Consider the following 13,057-nt stretch of genomic DNA (forward strand, 5'->3'; position numbering starts at 1 on the left):
ACCTCCTTTCCTTATGACATTTGGTCCAACAGCTGCAAAATTCGTTCCTTGGCTTTTATTCCTTCTATTTCAGTACCTATACAAGACGGACAGCCATCATGACAAGGACATTGTTTTATCAGCCGCTTAGCCGCTTCATTAATGTCAGCAAACCGTGTAAAGACTTCCTCTGCCAAGCCGATTCCGCCCGGATAATGGTCATACAAAAATACCGTTGGCAAACCGGTATGGGCAGCTTTGATTTGTGAAACGACATGGACATCATTTCGGTCACACATAATATACACAGGGACAATATGCTGCAAAACATTCGATATGCCGAGAAGCAGCTGTTCGAGTGTCTTTTCTCCAATGTCTTCATCAATTGTTTTGATTTCAAGCCAAGCCGCACTCGTGTGGAGTTCTTCTTCCGGTAAATGGATAGGGCCTGATCCGATATTTTCAAAAGTAGTCATCTTAATCTTTTTAAAAATAGTGGGCAATGCATTTACCGTAACATCGCCGTAATGTAGGGATGTACGGCTCCTCTCTTTTGTTTTGTCAATTTCCAGCACCTTCAGCTGGACTGCCAGATTGGCATCCGTGTAATATTCCACATCAACTCTTCTGACATAAGCCTTTTTATGATCCCAATCAAGCTTTTCCACTTGGAATTGCACGCCTTCATGCAAATAAATCGCTTCATCATGAAGAAGCGTCATCGCACTAAACCGATCCATTTCACCGATGATTCTCACATTCGCAATATCCGTTTGATCGACAATGACCACATTTTCTTGTGAAGCCGAACGCAGACTGATATTGGAAGCAGGAAACGATTCGTTTGCCCAATGATAACGTTCCCCATTGCGGTGCAGGACACCTTCTTCCTGAAGGTACTCGAGAATATCACTGACGTCCAGCGGCCCAAACTCTTCATCGGCTTTAAAAGGAAGTTCATAAGAAGCGCATTTTAAGTGATCAACTAAAATAATTAGATTCTCTGGGTTGATTCTTGCCGATTCCGGCGAACGGTTAAAGAAGTATTCAGGATGGCGCACAATATATTGGTCAATCGGTGTTGAATTGGCGACCATGATAATCAAAGACTCACCGTGCCTTCTGCCGGCTCGTCCCGCCTGCTGCCATGCACTTGCCACACTTCCGGGATAACCGGTCATGATACAGACCTGCAGCTGACCGATATCAACCCCGAGCTCCAGCGCATTTGTGCTGACAACCCCAAGAATTTGGCCATCTCGCAGTCCTCTTTCGATTTCTCTCCGCTCTTTCGGAAGATAGCCTCCCCGATAGCCTCTGATTGACTTTGTCCCGATCTCTTTTTTCACAAGCTCTTGAATATGGCTTAAAATAATTTCCACCCGGACTCTGCTTCTGGCAAAAACAATGGTCTGCACTTTGTTCTTCAGGAACTCTTTCGCCAGCTCGTTTACTTCTACTGTTGCGCTTTTTCTGATGTTAAGCGGCTGATTAACAATTGGAGGATTATAAAATACAAAGTGCTTCCGTCCGCTTGGCGCACCGTTGTCATCGACCAGCCTCATTGAGTTTCCGGTCAGCTGCTCTCCCAATTCCTTTGGATTCGCGATCGTTGCCGAGGTACAAATAAAGATCGGGTCACTTCCATAAAACCGGCAGATCCGTTTCAGCCGGCGGATTACATTTGCCACATGGCTTCCGAATACACCGCGATACGTGTGCAGCTCGTCTATCACAATATATTTAAGGTTTTCAAACAGACTCACCCATTTTGTATGATGCGGAAGAATGGCCGAGTGGAGCATATCAGGGTTTGTAATCACAATGTGCCCTGCTTTTCTGACTTTTTGTCTGATCGCCGGAGATGTATCTCCGTCATATGTAAAACTTTTAATATCAATGCCCATCTCATCAATGATTTCATTGAGTTCACTTTTTTGATCCTGGGCCAGCGCTTTAGTAGGAAATAAATATAACGCCCGGTTTGTATCGTCCTCAGCGATAGATTGCAGGACAGGCAGGTTGTAGCATAATGTTTTTCCGGATGCCGTAGGCGTTACAGTTACAATGCTTTCCCCTTTTTGCACATATTGAAAAGCGGCATATTGGTGGGTATATAAGGCATCAATTCCCCTTTTGGAAAGGGCTGTTTTGAGTCTCTCATCTATACGTTCAGGCATCGGTCTTGTCCTTGCTTCACGAGGCTCAATTTCATGCCAGTTCACAACGTTTTCATTTCCTTTCAATTCAGAAATGAGTTCAGTCAGTGATTTCTTTTTCATTCTTTACACCTCTTTATCAAGTACAGTTTACCGAATATTTGTTTGCATGGCTAGGTGCAAATTTTATACAATCGGACAACAAAAAAGCAAGGCATCCGCCCTGCTTATTTCGCTCTTATTGTGAGCAGCTTTGTTTCGCCTTTGTGTGCAGCCTTTTCGCCTGCAGGCTCTATTGTTTCCACAGCTTCCCCATTCATAATGACGATTGGGATGACTGTGCTGCTCGCTTTTTCTTTTATTAACTCCAAATCACACGTGATGAGCGGGTCGCCGACCTTTACTTTGTCACCTTCTTTAATATGAGCGGTAAATCCTTCTCCATTCATATTTACGGTTTCTAATCCGACGTGAATTAACAGCTCGATTCCCGAACGTGTCCGGATGCCCACGGCGTGTTTTGTATGAAACAGCTGAATCACTTCACCTTCAGCAGGTGAAACAATTTCACCATTAGAGGGTTCAACTGCAATTCCTTCGCCCATCATTTTTTGTGAAAAAACAGGATCCGGCACATCTGTCAGATCCATTACCGTCCCGTCTGCCGGAGAATAGATGACCTCTTCCGTAATTTTTTCCTCTGATTTTCCCATTCCGAATAATTTTTTCAGCAATGTGTTATCTCCCTTCCAATTCATCAACCGTTATCCCTTCATTCACCACCTATTTAACCACACTTTCAATTTCGCTTCAATTTATAACAACATCCGGCACAAACGCATAGTCTGATAAAAAAAGGCGGTGGCTCATTTGGAATGTAAAGATGACAAAAAGAATGAATTGTCTAAGAAAGAAGAGACCATCAATCAAGCAATGGACCATCTGTTTCAGTCTTCTGCATTAGGAAATCTTTTACATGGTTTTCAAAACTTGATCGACTCTAGTTTCAAAGATGTACAGACAACGATAGACGTCAGAGAAAGTGATAACGGGCTGTATGTCGATATCACAATTCCAGCAACGTTTCGAGACGGCGAGATTCTCATCGACATTAAGTCCCGGTACCTCCATGTAACGCTTCAGGAAAAACAGAAGGAGCAAAACGCCTCCACATTAACAAGCATGACAAGAACCGTACAGCTGCCTTATGAGGTACACCAGGAAGAAATGGCAACGTCATGGAGTGAGCAGACAATGACGCTTTTCTTCCCAACAAATAAGCATGAATGATTTGATTCATTCATGCTTCTGTTATTTGAAAAAGCTGGTAAATCCCTTTATTAATGAGCCGACTTGATTCATGGCACTCATGACTTGGCCTGTCGTATCCATCATTTTATTAAAGTCAAACTGCCCGTTCGCTTTTTTGAATTGTGACATAATACTTTGAACCTGTGAAGGCTGCTGCTGATTCGGTCTCGGAATAGGATAAGGATTAGGAAATATCGGCGGCTGCATAGGCATAGACTGAGGCGGAATATACGGCTGATAAAACTCCTGTTGTCCGTAATGCTGCGGAACGTACTGTTCAAAATGAACAGGCGCATTCTGCTGATAATATCCCTGCACTTGCTGAGGGTAATAATAACCCAATTGCCGAGGATCGTTTTGAGGTCTCCTTTTCATTGCGATTTCCCCCCTAGACTCAACAGTTTCTCTCCTATATATGTATGAATCATTTCTTTTGTTTGTGTCTGATGCCATCAAGCGTGTTTGTCAAATTGTGTCGAAAGTTTAAATTTTTTAAAAACAGAAAAAAGTCGAATCATTATGATACCATATTTTCAATACAGATGAGAGGGGATGCACCATAATGAACGTATCATACTTAAGCAAACGTTTTGCAGAAATGAAGAAATATGAAACAGACTGTGTGAATAAACTGATGGACTTTGCCAAGTTCCTCTATATTCAAGGACACTTCAACGCAACTGAATTTCGTAACAGTATGAAGGTTCTGGAAGCAAATGGAGCAGAAAGCCCGGCATATGAGCTGAATTAATGTCCGGCCCCCTATAATAAAAATGAAGACAGCCTTTATTGGCTGTCTTCACTTGCAATTTCATCCCTCACTGTCTGCAATGTGTAAATGACTGATTCAGTGATGTCTTTGAATCGCTTTTTATGAATATGATGAACATATGATTGAAGAATCAATTCCAGGAAATTATCTTTTGCGGTCTCTATTTGCTCAGCATGCACATATTTCGGGCGGCGAGCCTTTATAAATTCAAGCGTCCCTTCCGCCCAGTGAGCTGCCAGGGCATCATTCTCCTCCACAGCAGGCTTTATCGTCTCAAAAAAATCGTACGAGTGGTTATTTTCTTTCCCTTCCTGATATCGTGCAGCACCTGTTTCAGCGGCTTCAATCATCTGCTCGGTAACTTTCAGCAATGTTTGTGGTTGCAACATCCTTCACCTCAAAGCTTATCGTACCAAATTTTGCTCATAAATTCAGCCGATACGGTATACCTTGTCCACAGCATACCTCTCTTGAGGGGATCGGTACAGTTCGTTTATACATATATGAAGATCCATGATTTCTTCTTCCAGAACACTCAAACGTTCGTCCTCCGTTTCACGCATTTCAGCCTCGAATACATCTATAGAACGGCTAAGGCTCTGTTCAGCACAGTTTATTTCAGTTTCTATATCAGAAAGCATTCGGAGAATATCTGTCTTGCTTACGTAACCGGACATTTGTGTTCCTCCCTTTACTCTTCTCTCCCGGTTAAATTCTTTGCTCGCACGGCGCAATCCTTCCGCATGACAAAACTAGAAGCAAATCGCCAAACAAACAGGTATTCCACGAAAAGCTGAAGTTTTCGACAAAAAGACACGCAAAAATTGTATGATCCTCACGCTTAATGCACACGATACTTGTGAGGAGGTGCCGTATGAAATCTAGACCGAAAAAAGCCGGCCAGCAAAAAAAGACGGAATCAAAAGCAGTTGATTCTTTAGATAAAAAACTAGGCGGCCCGAACCGTCCTTCTACGTAAGAAGCAAGGAAATTCCTTGCTTCTTTTATTTCTTCAGCCAATGCTCCACCGCAAAGAGCGCATGCAGCTGACGTTTTTTATTTACATACCAGTCGGTCAATTCTATCTGCCGCGGCAATGCCTCCCGCACAAAGAGGCCTTTCTTTATCTTTCCATGAAACCAATCTGTTTTCTTTCCGTCTAATGAGTGAGTTAATTCAGGGTAGCATGTCCTTAGCATAGGAGATGTCCTTTTTGTGATTCCGATCATTTTTTCCATATCAAAACGGGAGCCTGTATGCGGCACTGTGTGCAAAAAGTCATAAAAAGAAGAAAACAGTTCCGGACTGAACAGCAATTGTGACAGCTGTTTTCCAAGCCTTATCCTTTCTTCGGTTTTAGAAAAACGCTTGGCCGAAATACCGTAAAGAATGCCGTCTGAAGAAGGAAAAATAACGGTGTTGAAATGAAACCAGTCACTTAAATAAAAAGGAATCGTGCCAAAAACGTTCTTTTTGAACGAAGGATTTTGTATAATAGGTGTTTGGATAGTGTTTTGTTCATTTATAATGAGAGCATACATGAGCCGCTCCGTGTTTCGTTCATGCCAAAAACGGGTCCACTCTTCTGTCATAAATTGTGATACGCCAAACAATTGCAGATAGTTGAACAGGGGCTTCCCGGTTTTTACAGACCAGTGGTACAAAAGAAGCTGCGGATAGGCATCTGAAAAGATGAGCCAATTCGCTCTCTCGTAGGCCAAAAAGAACCACCTTTGCTGTGACTCACGCAGACCAAGCTGAAACAGACTGCCCTTTAAATCAGTCATTGACCAGCCGGCATTGCGTGAAACGAAGGAAGCTAAGAGTGACCATTTAATTTCTGGATGACGGTCATAGAATGCTTTGTAAGCATTCGTTCTTGATATATTATCGGCGTTTTCGACTGCCGTCTGCCGTTCAATCCGGCGAAGAAGCTTTCTGATGGCCTGTTGTTCTTGCACGTTCATTCACTTCCGTCACTAATAGTTTAATAAGGAGGATGAGAAAGTGATTCGGTATCCTAACGGAAAAACGTTTCAGCCGAAACATCCGGTTTCATCCCAAAACAGTCATAAAAGAGCGCCATCTTACAGTAATCGCGGAATGACCCTCGAAGATGACTTAAACGAAACGAATAAGTATTATCTGACAAACCAAATTGCCGTGATACACAAAAAGCCGACACCTGTTCAAATTGTAAATGTCCATTATCCAAAAAGAAGCGCTGCAGTCATAAAAGAAGCCTATTTTAAACAATCATCGACAACAGATTATAACGGAATTTATAAAGGGCGGTACATTGACTTTGAGGCGAAAGAGACAAAAAACAAAACCTCTTTCCCCCTGCAGAATTTCCATGACCATCAAATTGAGCATATGAAGCAGGTAAAGGCTCAAGACGGTATTTGTTTTGTTATTATATCCGCTTTCGGCCAGGTTTATTTTTTAGAAGCCGATAAGCTGTTTTATTTCTGGGAAAGAAAAGAAAAAAACGGCAGAAAATCCATTCGTAAAGATGAGTTAGAGGAAGCAGCTTATCCGATTTCTCTTGGATACGCGCCAAGAATTGATTATATTAGTATTATTGAGCAGCTTTATTTTTCGCCATCATCTAGTGCGAAAGGTTGATTAACGAAAGGTTGAGATGTTATGTCAGATCAATTTACGAGTCGTGAAGCTCGACGTAAAGCGAACAGCAAGTCGAGCCCTTCACCGAAAAAAGGCAAGAAACGAAAAAAAGGCGGATTGTTTAAAAAGACGCTATTCACTTTACTCATTCTGTTTATCCTGGGTGTAGTCGGCGGCGCCGTAACATTTGCCGTCATGGTTTCAGATGCGCCGTCACTGAATGAAAACAAATTGAAGACGCCTTATTCTTCAACTATTTATGATAAAAACGGAAAAGAAGTCGCAGAAGTCGGTGCCGAAAAGCGTACCTACGTCTCGATAGATGAAATACCTGATGTCGTAAAAGAAGCCTTTATCGCGACAGAGGACGCACGTTTTTACGAACACCACGGGATTGACCCTGTCCGTATCGGAGGCGCCTTAGTCGCCAACTTTAAAGACGGCTTCGGAGCTGAAGGCGGAAGTACCATCACCCAGCAGGTCGTAAAGAACTCCCTTCTGTCACATCAGAAAACGCTGAAACGGAAGGTGCAAGAAGTCTGGCTTTCTATACAGCTGGAACGTAATTATTCTAAAGATGAAATTTTAGAAATGTATTTAAACCGAATTTATTTTTCTCCTAGAGCTTACGGAATCGGAAAAGCGGCGGAAGAATTTTTCGGCGTCACTGATTTAAGCAAATTGACAGTGGAACAGGCTGCGACACTTGCGGGTATGCCGCAAAGCCCGACAGCGTACAATCCGGTTAAAAATCCTGATAAAGCGGAAAAAAGACGGAACATTGTACTCAGCCTGATGAAAAAGCAAGGATTTATTTCTGATTCTGAATATACTAAAGCCAAAAAAGTGGCGATGAAAGACGAAGGCGTTGTTTCACAGAAGGAATATGAAAAAACAAATTCAAACAAATACAGCGCGTTTGTCGATGAAGTCATGAAAGAAATAGATGAAAAATCTGATGTCGATCCATCTGCTGACGGATTAAAGATCTATACAACACTGGATACAAAAGCACAAGACACTTTAGATGAATTAATGGATGGGGAGACTGTCGGATTTACTGAAGGAATGCAAGGCGGCGTTTCGCTTCTTGACACAAAAACTGGTGAAGTCCGGGCAATCGGTTCCGGAAGAAACTCAACAGTTGGGGGCTTCAACTATGCCACTCAAGCAAAAACTCAGCCTGGTTCTACCATAAAACCAATCCTAGACTACGGACCAGTTATTGAAAATAAAAAATGGTCCACTTACGAGCAAATTGATGACTCAGCTTATACGTATTCAGATGGAACACCTATCCGCGACTTTGACCGTCGATATAAAGGGCCTATGTCCATGCGGGAAGCACTGGCACAGTCCCGTAATATCCCAGCTTTAAAAGCATTCCAAGCAGTCGGAAAAGACGCTGCAGTGGATTTTGCTAACGGATTGGGACTCGGTTTAAATAAGGAAAAAGTGTATGAATCCTACTCTATCGGAGGATTCGGAGATGACAACCCGGGTGTCTCTTCTCTGACAATGGCAGGAGCATACAGCGCATTTGGAAATAACGGAACGTATAATGAACCGCATTTTGTGAAGTCTATTGAATTTAACGATGGAACAAAGCTTGACTTAACACCGAAATCTAAGTCAGCAATGAGCGATTATACAGCCTTTATGATTACAGATATGCTGAAAACAGCTGTTAAGACAGGTACCGGACAGCTTGCACAAGTACCTGGAGTCGAGGTAGCCGGTAAAACAGGAACAACAAACTTTAATGAAGATACAATACAAAAGTACAATATCGCCCCGGGCGGTGTGCCTGATTCCTGGTTTGTCGGGTATACACCTCAGTACACTGCTGCTGTATGGACAGGTGTAGATTCACAAAACAAGTTAGGGAAAAAATCTTTAAATAAAACGGAACAGCAAGTCGCAAAACGTCTATTTGCACAGCTCATCGCCCAAGTCGATGACGGAAGCGGATCATTTGAGAAACCTGATAGCGTAGTGGAAGCGACTGTGGAAAAAGGCTCTAATCCGGCAAAACTGGCAGGGCCGAATACGCCAAGCGATAAAAAGGTCACAGAGTACTTTGTAAAAGGTACATCCCCTTCTACTGTTTCTAAAACATATGAGAAAGAAGAGAAAGAAGAAACAGCAAAACTGTCTGGTTTAAGTGTGAAATATGATAAAGATAATCAATCATTGACATTAAGCTGGAAGTACGACGGAGATGCGACCTTTGCTGTTAAGCAATCTGTTGATGGCGGCAGCTACTCTGAAGTACAAAACAGCTCTGCAAAAGAAGCAGTCATTTCGGGCGTGCAGCCAGGCTCTGTATACAAATTCGAAGTGACAGCCGTCAGTGATGATGGCAAAAGTTCAGCGTCGACATCCTATGAAGTGCCAAAAGCCGAAGAGGATGAAGATAAAGAAGACCAGCAGCAAACGGATGATGAAAATAAAGATGATGAGAAGACTCAGGATGACACACAAACTGATGATTCTCAAACAGATGACAGTCAGACAGATCAAGATCAGACCGATGATTCAACAAACGATCAAGACAAAAAACAAGACAACACGAACACCAATCCGTCCGACAACAGCAACCAAGACCAATCTAACGATAACAGCAGCAATAACAACGGCCGCAAAGAAGAGGACGCGTCAGATGGTGACTCAACGGATGATTCATCAGGGTCTAATACAGATAAAAACAAAACAAATACATCTGACAATACACAAACGAATTCATCATCAACTGAAAAAACGAATTAAAGACAAAGCCATCACCCTTTTAAAGGTGGTGGCTTTTTTCTGCACAAAAAAACCTCCTTTTTAGGGGAGGTTTTATCGTTTCATCGCGTGATGCTTATAGAAATGCTTCTTCATTTCTGTAAAAAGTTCATCTAGCTGGATAAAGCAATGATACTGGGTCGGCTTCAGCAAAATGAACTCCACTCGTTCAGCCCAATTAATCGGCTTAGCCGGAAATGATTTCTTTGTCAGTTCTGACCAATTCAGCGATATCACCCGCTCACCCGCTGTCCAATGAAATGAAGCCAGTAAACATACAATCCCTTTAAGCATGTCGTTTTGATCGCATCTGGACTTTCTTGTTTGAAATACAGGGAGAAGTGATTCTTTTGTTTCTTCCCACACTTGAAATAGATACGGAACGTACTTTCCGCTGTTTTCCCACGGCAATATGTCTTGCGTGGTCTCAGAGAAGTCAAAATACAAAGGATTGCCCCTTAATGCTTCCTTGGTATCGGTGAAGTCAATGTGGCCCAGACTGCGCAAATATTGCTCATAAGAAGCTAACAATTCATTCGCTGCCGTCATCGTTTCACCAGCCCTTTTTTATCTCTCTTCTGCCCTTCTCTGCACAGAGAAAGCAATGGACATTCCGCACAGCGCGGCGATTGTGCCTTACAGTGATATCTTCCGAAGAATATGAGACGATGATGGGTAACGGACCAATCTTCTTTAGGAACCTTGCGCATCAGTGTCTTTTCGACTTCCAGCACCGAATCCTTCCACCGGCAGATTCCCAGACGCTTGCTGACCCTCTCGACGTGTGTATCCACTGCAATGGCCGGTACGCCAAAGGCAACAGATACGACAACATTGGCTGTCTTCCGGCCAACTCCTGGGAGTTTCACAAGCTCATCACGGTCCTTCGGTACTTCTCCGCCATAATCTTCAATAATCATTTTACTCAGTTTTTGAATATTTTTTGCTTTATTACGGTACAGACCGATTGATTTGATATCCTGCTGAAGCTCTTCCAGAGAAACAGATAAATAGTCTTCCGGACGTTTATATTTTTGAAATAATGTTTTGGTCACCCTGTTTACAAGTGCGTCTGTACATTGCGCAGATAAAGCGACTGCCATCACTAATTCAAAAGGATTGGAATGAACAAGTTCACACTCCGCGTGGGGAAACATGTCGCCTATCTTCTCTAAACAGAATTCAATTTGTTTTAGATTTAACACGATTGTCACCTTTTCACTTTATTGTTCAAGCCAATTGTAAAAAGGAACCTGCCTCTTATACTCTTTTTGCGGTTCATTCTGTTTTGTTTGAACACGCCGGAATTTTTGGCTGTGGATTTTGGCCTGCTCCACTGTTCTCAGCCCGTTTTTCTTCCATTCAAACAAAATCCGGTCAATGTAGCGGAAGCTGAGTTTTCCTGATAATACAGCCTCTTTTAAAGCGTGTTTAATCAGCTGTGCATCATGCTGATCCTGATCCTGCCAAATGGCCAGCGTTTCACACTCCAAAGGAGATAACGGTCTTGCAAACTCTTCTTCAAAAATCGTATAAAGGCTTCTTTGTTCCCCTTCTGCTTTTCTTTCTTGTGTTTGATTCTGTGCAAGCTCTATATACTCATAGAGCTTGCCCCATAAAGGCTGGAGTGAATATTTCTCAAACTTGATGCCGTTTTGGTCTTCGCCTTCCTCAATAAACAGAAAACCCTTTTGGATAAACATACGCAATCTGTTTGTGCATTCTTCAACAGAAATCGTCATGCCTTCCTGCAGTTCATGCGGTGTAGGAAAATAAGATCCCTTTTCTAAATGCATTTTGATTTTCAACAGCAGAATCAGTTCTGTTTCATTAAGTCCAAGCTGTTTATAATGGGTCAGCAGAAGATTGGGGATCGTCGACATCCCCATCTCCTGCATATCAATAAATTGCTGTTTTTTCATCGTTACACCTCTTACTGTAAAGGATAGTGTTTTCCCCTTTACTGTAAAAAGTCTCCCTTGCAGGAGACTCTTTTTTTGTTTCATTTAAATGTATTACGGATACAGACGGTTCAACAGTCTTGGGAACGGAATTGTTTCACGTACGTGAGGCGCTCCGCTGATCCAAGCTACTGTACGCTCTAATCCAAGGCCGAATCCGGAATGTGGAACTGATCCATATTTTCTAAGTTCAGCATACCATTTATATGCGTCAGAATCCAGTCCATGTTCTTTAAGGCGCGTTTCCAAAAGTTCCATATCGTGAATCCGTTCAGAACCGCCGATGATTTCTCCGTAGCCTTCAGGCGCGATCAGATCTGCGCAAAGCACTACATCTTCGCGGTCAGATGCCGGCTGCATATAGAACGGTTTTAAGGACGTCGGATAGCGAGTGATGAAAACCGGCTTGTCATAGTGCTCGGCAATCGCTGTTTCATGAGGCGCTCCAAAATCGTCTCCCCACTCGATATCGTCAAAGCCTTTTTCTTTCAGAAAATCAACCGCTTCGTCATACGTAATTCTTGGGAACGGCGCTTTGATTTGCTCAAGTTTTGACGTGTCTCTTCCTAGTGTGTTTAATTCAATTTTGCAATTCTTAAGAACTGATTGCACGATGAAAGAAACGTAATTTTCCTGTACCTGAAGGTTTTCCTCAAATTCAACAAACGCCATTTCCGGTTCGATCATCCAGAATTCGATTAAGTGACGTTTTGTTTTAGATTTCTCTGCTCTGAACGTCGGTCCGAAGGAGAATACTTTTCCTAAGGCCATTGCCGCAGCTTCCATGTACAGCTGTCCGCTTTGAGAAAGGTAAGCATCTTCATCGAAGTATTTTGTCGCAAAGAGCTCAGTTGTTCCTTCAGGCGCACTTCCAGTCAAAATCGGCGGATCTACTTTTACGAAGCCTTCGTTATTAAAGAATTCGTAAGTCGCGCGAATGATTTCATTGCGGATTTTCATGATCGCATGCTGGCGCTTTGAACGAAGCCATAAGTGTCTGTGATCCATCAAAAATTCCGTACCGTGTTCCTTTGGCGTAATTGGATAATCAGTCGCTTCGTGAATGACTTCAATATCTGTCACAGCTAATTCATAACCAAGCGGAGAACGCTCGTCCTCTTTGACAATTCCTTTTATATAGAGTGACGTTTCCTGCGTCACAGATTTAGCCGTTTGGAAAATGCTTTCTTCAACCTCCGCTTTTACAACGACACCTTGAATAAAACCTGTACCGTCTCTCAGCTGTAAAAACGCGATTTTCCCGCTTGAACGCTTATTAGCGATCCAAGCTCCGATCGTTACTTCCTCACCTACGTGCTTGTACACTTGGTTGATTGTTGTTTTCAAAATATTTCCCTCCAAAACAAGAAGACATTCGGAAGCTTTTGCCCCGCGAACTCTTTTATCATCACTTTATTATACCCGGTCTTAACTGACCGGGTCAATGCAGATAAAAAGCG

Annotated in this window: 15 protein-coding genes; 5 read left to right on the plus strand and 10 right to left on the minus strand. The window is 42.7% G+C overall.

Translation table 11 applies throughout. The features are described from left to right. Positions 1–11 precede the first annotated feature (11 nt). Positions 12–2,261 (minus strand): ATP-dependent helicase MrfA, encoded by a 2,250-nt coding sequence (gene mrfA, locus NYE43_RS11080; protein WP_185848887.1) that lies wholly within the window; start codon positions 2,259–2,261, stop codon positions 12–14. Positions 2,262–2,365: 104 nt separating this feature from the next. Next, entirely contained in the window at positions 2,366–2,872 is a 507-nt protein-coding gene (locus NYE43_RS11085) for a PTS sugar transporter subunit IIA (protein ID WP_044155315.1), read from the minus strand. 136 nt (positions 2,873–3,008) lie between these two features. Between NYE43_RS11085 and NYE43_RS11090 the strand changes: the two genes are divergently transcribed. Beyond that, positions 3,009–3,428: an Hsp20/alpha crystallin family protein gene (locus NYE43_RS11090; protein WP_341061883.1), complete on the plus strand. Its 420-nt coding sequence runs from the start codon at positions 3,009–3,011 to the stop codon at positions 3,426–3,428. Between the two features lie 21 nt (positions 3,429–3,449). Here the strand turns inward: NYE43_RS11090 and NYE43_RS11095 are convergent, their stop codons facing one another. Next, positions 3,450–3,824 (minus strand): YppG family protein, encoded by a 375-nt coding sequence (locus tag NYE43_RS11095; protein WP_341061885.1) that lies wholly within the window; start codon positions 3,822–3,824, stop codon positions 3,450–3,452. A gap of 187 nt (positions 3,825–4,011) precedes the next feature. Here NYE43_RS11095 and NYE43_RS11100 point away from each other — a divergent pair, with 187 nt between their 5' ends. Then, on the plus strand, positions 4,012–4,200 hold the full coding sequence (locus NYE43_RS11100; protein ID WP_024121829.1) for a YppF family protein: 189 nt from the start codon (positions 4,012–4,014) through the stop codon (positions 4,198–4,200). Between the two features lie 35 nt (positions 4,201–4,235). On the opposite strand, the gene NYE43_RS11105 is transcribed toward NYE43_RS11100, so the two are convergent. Together NYE43_RS11105 and NYE43_RS11110 are read right to left on the minus strand one after the other, a co-directional pair. Beyond that, positions 4,236–4,607: a YppE family protein gene (locus NYE43_RS11105; RefSeq protein ID WP_024121830.1), complete on the minus strand. Its 372-nt coding sequence runs from the start codon at positions 4,605–4,607 to the stop codon at positions 4,236–4,238. A gap of 45 nt (positions 4,608–4,652) precedes the next feature. Then, complete coding sequence (locus tag NYE43_RS11110; protein WP_095713163.1) at positions 4,653–4,898, minus strand: DUF5446 family protein; 246 nt, start codon at positions 4,896–4,898, stop codon at positions 4,653–4,655. Positions 4,899–5,095: 197 nt separating this feature from the next. Between NYE43_RS11110 and sspM the strand changes: the two genes are divergently transcribed. Then, positions 5,096–5,200 carry an acid-soluble spore protein SspM gene (gene sspM, locus NYE43_RS11115; protein ID WP_010334703.1) on the plus strand — a complete coding sequence of 35 codons (105 nt, stop codon included), beginning with the start codon at positions 5,096–5,098 and terminating at the stop codon, positions 5,198–5,200. A gap of 25 nt (positions 5,201–5,225) precedes the next feature. Here sspM and NYE43_RS11120 read toward each other — a convergent pair whose 3' ends face one another. Next, positions 5,226–6,188 (minus strand): DUF2515 domain-containing protein, encoded by a 963-nt coding sequence (locus NYE43_RS11120; protein WP_103671774.1) that lies wholly within the window; start codon positions 6,186–6,188, stop codon positions 5,226–5,228. Positions 6,189–6,228: 40 nt separating this feature from the next. Between NYE43_RS11120 and recU the strand changes: the two genes are divergently transcribed. Continuing rightward, entirely contained in the window at positions 6,229–6,849 is a 621-nt protein-coding gene (gene recU / locus NYE43_RS11125; protein ID WP_024121833.1) for a Holliday junction resolvase RecU, read from the plus strand. A gap of 21 nt (positions 6,850–6,870) precedes the next feature. After that, complete coding sequence (locus NYE43_RS11130; protein WP_341061891.1) at positions 6,871–9,618, plus strand: PBP1A family penicillin-binding protein; 2,748 nt, start codon at positions 6,871–6,873, stop codon at positions 9,616–9,618. Between the two features lie 72 nt (positions 9,619–9,690). Here the strand turns inward: NYE43_RS11130 and NYE43_RS11135 are convergent, their stop codons facing one another. The 4 genes from NYE43_RS11135 to asnS all read right to left on the minus strand — a co-directional run bounded on the left by NYE43_RS11135 (position 9,691) and on the right by asnS (position 12,944). Next, entirely contained in the window at positions 9,691–10,185 is a 495-nt protein-coding gene (locus NYE43_RS11135) for a YpoC family protein (RefSeq protein ID WP_101860380.1), read from the minus strand. Continuing rightward, positions 10,182–10,841 (minus strand): endonuclease III, encoded by a 660-nt coding sequence (gene nth / locus NYE43_RS11140; RefSeq protein WP_341061894.1) that lies wholly within the window; start codon positions 10,839–10,841, stop codon positions 10,182–10,184. Before nth ends, NYE43_RS11135 begins: the two co-directional genes overlap by 4 nt. Before the next feature lie 18 nt (positions 10,842–10,859). After that, positions 10,860–11,558, minus strand: coding sequence for a DNA replication protein DnaD (dnaD, locus tag NYE43_RS11145; RefSeq protein ID WP_185848882.1), 699 nt, complete (start codon positions 11,556–11,558; stop codon positions 10,860–10,862). 93 nt (positions 11,559–11,651) lie between these two features. Then, positions 11,652–12,944, minus strand: a complete 1,293-nt coding sequence (gene asnS, locus NYE43_RS11150; protein ID WP_341061896.1) for an asparagine--tRNA ligase — start codon at positions 12,942–12,944, stop codon at positions 11,652–11,654. Between the last annotated feature and the right edge of the window lie 113 nt (positions 12,945–13,057).

The organism is Bacillus sp. FSL R5-0434, assembly GCF_038004745.1.
GTDB classification, from domain to species: domain Bacteria; phylum Bacillota; class Bacilli; order Bacillales; family Bacillaceae; genus Bacillus; species Bacillus halotolerans.

Bases quoted from the DNA above. Each gene is read 5' to 3' on its own strand.
- mrfA (WP_185848887.1), bottom strand. From the start codon at position 2,261: ATGAAAAAGAAATCACTGACTGAACTCATTTCTGAATTGAAAGGAAAT.
- NYE43_RS11095 (WP_341061885.1), bottom strand. From the start codon at position 3,824: ATGAAAAGGAGACCTCAAAACGATCCTCGGCAATTGGGTTATTATTAC.
- NYE43_RS11100 (WP_024121829.1), top strand. From the start codon at position 4,012: ATGAACGTATCATACTTAAGCAAACGTTTTGCAGAAATGAAGAAATAT.
- NYE43_RS11110 (WP_095713163.1), bottom strand. From the start codon at position 4,898: ATGTCCGGTTACGTAAGCAAGACAGATATTCTCCGAATGCTTTCTGAT.
- sspM (WP_010334703.1), top strand. From the start codon at position 5,096: ATGAAATCTAGACCGAAAAAAGCCGGCCAGCAAAAAAAGACGGAATCA.
- NYE43_RS11120 (WP_103671774.1), bottom strand. From the start codon at position 6,188: ATGAACGTGCAAGAACAACAGGCCATCAGAAAGCTTCTTCGCCGGATT.
- NYE43_RS11130 (WP_341061891.1), top strand. From the start codon at position 6,871: ATGTCAGATCAATTTACGAGTCGTGAAGCTCGACGTAAAGCGAACAGC.
- NYE43_RS11135 (WP_101860380.1), bottom strand. From the start codon at position 10,185: ATGACGGCAGCGAATGAATTGTTAGCTTCTTATGAGCAATATTTGCGC.
- dnaD (WP_185848882.1), bottom strand. From the start codon at position 11,558: ATGAAAAAACAGCAATTTATTGATATGCAGGAGATGGGGATGTCGACG.